We start from the raw sequence: 4,210 nt of genomic DNA, 5'->3' as shown, positions 1-4,210 counted from the left end.
ATGGGATCAAACACCTAGCACGTAGCGGCTGTGGCGGCAGCCTGAAGCATGTGGAAGGGAAGAAGCAATTCTTCTTGCTATTAAATAGTGTACTATGTAAAGTGTGGCTCATGGGAAACGCCACAGCCACCGATGCCCGCAGCGATGCACTGCTGCAGCTCGACAACCAGCTGTGCTTTGCGTTGTATTCGGCCAACCTGGCGATGCACAAGCTCTACCGCGGGTTGCTGAAGGCGCTGGACCTGACCTACCCGCAATACCTGGTCATGCTGGTGCTGTGGGAGGCCGACAAACGCAGCGTGTCGGAAATCGGTGAGCGCCTGTATCTGGATTCGGCCACGCTGACGCCGTTGCTCAAGCGCCTGCAGGCGGCCGGGTTGGTGAGTCGCACGCGGGCGGCAAACGACGAGCGCCAAGTCATCATCGCGCTGACCGAGACCGGCCGCGCGTTGCGCAGCAAGGCTGGGGCTGGCGCGGTGCCGGAACAGGTGTTTTGTGCGTCGTCCTGTTCGTTGGACGAACTGCGTCAACTCAAGCAGAAATTGGAGAAGTTACGCTCCAGCCTTGGCGCCGGGTGAGCTCCCGGTGCCCTCCAGTTTTGCAACACGTCGTCCACGATTCAATCGTCAACCATTGAACCCCTCATGCGCGCATAGCGCTCACCCTGGAGAACCACCATGGCCTCACCTGAAAAAGTCCTCTACACCGCCCACGCCACTGCCACCGGCGGCCGCGAAGGCCGTGCCGTGTCCTCGGACAAGGCGCTCGACGCCAAGCTGTCCACGCCACGCGAGCTCGGCGGCGCCGGCGGCGACGGTACCAATCCGGAGCAGCTGTTCGCGGCCGGCTACGCTGCCTGCTTCATCGGTGCGATGAAGGCCGTGGCCGCACAGGACAAGCTCAAGCTGCCGGGCGAAGTGAGCATCGACAGCAGCGTCGGCATCGGCCAGATCCCGGGCGGCTTCGGCATCGTCGTGGAACTGCGTATCGCCGTGCCGGGAATGGACAAGGCCGAACTGCAGACGCTGGTCGACAAGGCCCATCAGGTCTGCCCGTACTCCAATGCGACCCGCGGCAATATCGACGTCACCCTGACCCTGGCGTAATGCAGGCCAGGGCCGTGATGCGCGCTGCGTGTCACGGTTTCAACAACGGCCCGGCGCATGCGTCGGGCCGTTGTGCGTTGTGGCCTGAGAAGATTGCCGGTTCGCGCGTGCGCGGCCAGGCGATGACCCGCCAGCGGGTATTCGGCGTCGCCTGTGATGGCATGCGCCGCGCGCAGCGTACGCACCGTGTTGCATGGCGAGAGCATCGAGCAGACGCGCGCCAGGCAATACACGCCGCTTAGCGCGTCGCCGTTGCCACCACGCTAGTGGACGCCGGCGCATCCGCCGGCGGTGGCTGCGGATGCGTGTTGAGCTCCAGCATCTGCAGGCGCTCGCCGTTGAAGCGGTACTCCAGTGCTTGCTGCACAGTGTAGAGCGCCTGCGCCTGCACACACAGGCTGCGGGCCTGGGCTCGGAGCGCGTCGCTGCGGCCCTGCATCTGCTGCTGCATCTGTGCATCCAGTTGGTCAGCGTGGCGCTCCATCTGCGCAGCGCGTCCGGTCATCACCGTCCACATCACGCTGCGGGCGAGGCTGCCCGCCAGCGCTTCGGCGGCATGTTCGACCTTGGCCTCGAAGCGCGCGTCGAACAGCGCTTGCTCCCACCGCCCGCGTCCGAGGCTGTCCGCCACCTGCGCCCGTGCTGCCGTACGCAATTGTTCGACCTTGCGCTGCTGTCGCGCGCTGCCGGACAGCACGTGCACCACGCCCTTGAGCGCGTCGAAGGTGATGTCGACCACCGACTGGGCGACCGCCGCCACCGCCGGCATCAACGCACGGATGTCCTGCTCCAGCTGGCGCAGGCGCTGTGCGTCGGCGGCGCTGACCGGCTGCGGCTGGCGGTCCACGTTGAGCTCGCCACCGTGGAAAAAGATCTCGCGCGGCACGCCCTGTTTACGGCGCAGCCAGATGCCGCCGGTGTCTGCCAGTACGTCGTAGGAGGTGCTGACATCGCATTGCTGCGAGGACAGCCGCGGGGCTGTGGTCTGGGCCTGCGCGGCGCCGGCCACCAGCAGCCACAAAGGTGCGAGAAACATGGTGCTGCGCATGGGAATGGCCTTGGAATCGGAGCCTGCAGCATTGCGTACGGCACAGGGCGCCGCCATAGGAAGGAAGTCAGGGTGCCGCTGGTGCGCCTCGACAGGCGGTTACGGCGAAGCGTGAACCCGGTCGAGCATCGGCGCACTGACGGCATTCAAACGACTAGCTCACTTGATTCTCACGGCTAATGGTGTGAATTATGTTGCACAGCAGCATCGGAGTCACACAATGCTCGACCCACGCATCGAAAAGGTAGACTTGGCACTTACCGAGATTGCCCAGGACCCATCGGAAAAGGTGGCGCTGTGGCAGTGGGCATGCCGCGAGATGCTGCACGAGACATTGATCGGCATGCACCAGCTATCGCACCTGGCAGGCATTGCCCGGCAGGTGGCCAACGACTGGCGCGAGCCGGTGGATGTCATCGCACCTGCAAAGCCCTACCTGGCGGCGTCGGCGCTCGCCGACCGCCGTCTGCCGCAGGTGCTCGACGGCCTTGGCAGCACGCACGACGACAACGACCGCGCCACCCTGTGGCGGTTGCGTTACGCGAGCCTGATCGCCTCGACCCTGCAAGGCATGCAGGCGCTTGCCGAAAAGCACCGCATCGACCGCCAGGCGATGGCGATCGGGCCGTTGAACTAGCGGGTAGTTGGTTGCCCGCCGCTCGCAGTGTCCACTGCTGGTCCAGCGCGGTGACCGGGCCGGGGCGCTCTCATCCAGCTGAGCGCCATGTGAGTTGAGCGCGCGATATCTGCAGAAATCCTGCGCCGCGATTTGATGCGCTTTGCAGGGGCCCGGCTGCTTTGCTCACAACAAGCGGCAAGTACATCACCTCAGGCTCTTGTTGCGCATTCGAACCAACGACCGTTGCCGCGTAGCAACGCTTTTCCTAGGCCAGTTCCCCTCCTAAGCCAGGTCCACGCTGACCGGTCAGCGAATGCTGTGCGGGCGGTTCAATGCCGAACCGCCGCATCTTCCAGATGCCGCCACGCATGCCGCACGATCCAGCGCGCCTGATCCCCGGGCACCGACAGCATCGGCAGACAGTGGTAGTAGCCGTCCTGCAGCACGCGGTAGAGCTGTGCTTCGGTTGCGCGTGGGTAGGCCAGGTAAACATCGTAGCCGAGCGTGAGCAGCCGGGCGTAGTCGGCGAATGCGTAGCCGCCCAGATGCCCCTCGGCGTGGACGTCGTGCCAATAGGCGATTTCAGCGTCGAGATTGACGCTGCGGCGGGTCAAGACGGATGCGCTGTGCATGGGTAGAACTCCGTGACCGAGGCTACCCCCCCCTGTTGGGCCACCGTAGCAGTGGCTGTCGCCTGCAACCAGCGCACGACGACGAGCGGTCGTCGCGGCGCTGGCTGCGATGCATCGTGCGATGCCGATGCACGGCAGAAACCAGGACCTCAATCCCAGTCGGGCGCAATCGCCTTCGGATTGGCCAGGCGGTGGCCGCGGTCGAGTGCGGCAATCTCGCGCATATCCTGCTCGGTCAGCTGTAGCGTTTGCGCCTTCAGGTTGCTCTCCAGGTTCTCGCGCCTGGTCGAGGAGGGAATCACCGAGTAGCCCTGCTGCAGTGCCCAGGCCAACGTGATCTGGGCCGGGGTTGCCGCGTGACGTTGGGCGATCGCCTGGATCACCGGATCCTTGAGCACTTCTCCGACTGCCAATGTCATGTACGAAGTGACATGGATGCCCTGCTCGCGCAGGAAGTCGGTTAGGGCACGATTTTGCAGATACGGATGCACCTCGATCTGGTTGGTGGCGATGGCGTCGACGCCCAGGATCTCGATCGCATGCTTGGTCAGCGCGATGGTGAAGTTGGAGATGCCGATCGCGCGGGTCAGGCCCTGTTGCTTGGCCTGCGCCAGCGCTTCCAGATACTCGCGCATGGGGACCTGGTCCTTTGGCGAAGGCCAATGGATCAAGGTGAGATCGACATACTCGGTGGCGAGTTTGCGCAGGCTTTCCCGCAGGCTAGGTTGTTTGATCCCATGCTTTGATGGTGCACTATTTTCCCTCGATTGGAAGGAAGCACTATGGGCCAGGTTCTACACGGGAG

The 4,210-nt window shown here is 64.2% G+C and carries 5 protein-coding genes and 1 pseudogene; 3 read left to right on the top strand and 3 right to left on the bottom strand.

Annotation, left to right across the window (positions count from 1 at the left end):
* The first annotated feature begins 110 nt into the window (after positions 1-110).
* Both XAXN_RS15935 and XAXN_RS15930 read left to right on the top strand, forming a co-directional pair.
* Entirely contained in the window at positions 111-578 is a 468-nt protein-coding gene (locus XAXN_RS15935) for a MarR family winged helix-turn-helix transcriptional regulator (RefSeq protein ID WP_054320275.1), read from the top strand.
* Positions 579-677: 99 nt separating this feature from the next.
* On the top strand, positions 678-1,106 hold the full coding sequence (locus tag XAXN_RS15930) for an organic hydroperoxide resistance protein (RefSeq protein ID WP_003488682.1): 429 nt from the start codon (positions 678-680) through the stop codon (positions 1,104-1,106).
* A gap of 238 nt (positions 1,107-1,344) precedes the next feature.
* On the opposite strand, the gene XAXN_RS15925 is transcribed toward XAXN_RS15930, so the two are convergent.
* Positions 1,345-2,211 carry a DUF2884 family protein gene (locus XAXN_RS15925; protein ID WP_054320274.1) on the bottom strand — a complete coding sequence of 289 codons (867 nt, stop codon included), beginning with the start codon at positions 2,209-2,211 and terminating at the stop codon, positions 1,345-1,347.
* 163 nt (positions 2,212-2,374) lie between these two features.
* Between XAXN_RS15925 and XAXN_RS15920 the strand changes: the two genes are divergently transcribed.
* Positions 2,375-2,791 (top strand): hypothetical protein, encoded by a 417-nt coding sequence (locus tag XAXN_RS15920; RefSeq protein ID WP_005928480.1) that lies wholly within the window; start codon positions 2,375-2,377, stop codon positions 2,789-2,791.
* A 311-nt stretch (positions 2,792-3,102) separates the two neighbouring features.
* On the opposite strand, the gene XAXN_RS15915 is transcribed toward XAXN_RS15920, so the two are convergent.
* Both XAXN_RS15915 and dkgB read right to left on the bottom strand, forming a co-directional pair.
* Positions 3,103-3,405 (bottom strand): hypothetical protein, encoded by a 303-nt coding sequence (locus XAXN_RS15915; RefSeq protein ID WP_054320273.1) that lies wholly within the window; start codon positions 3,403-3,405, stop codon positions 3,103-3,105.
* A 149-nt stretch (positions 3,406-3,554) separates the two neighbouring features.
* A pseudogene (gene dkgB, locus XAXN_RS15910) lies at positions 3,555-4,142 on the bottom strand (2,5-didehydrogluconate reductase DkgB); the annotation flags it as partial.
* Positions 4,143-4,210: the final 68 nt, after the last annotated feature.

Source organism: Xanthomonas axonopodis, from assembly GCF_001304695.1.
Taxonomy (GTDB): Bacteria; Pseudomonadota; Gammaproteobacteria; order Xanthomonadales; family Xanthomonadaceae; genus Xanthomonas; species Xanthomonas axonopodis.
This window is presented reverse-complemented; position numbering and strand designations above follow the sequence as displayed.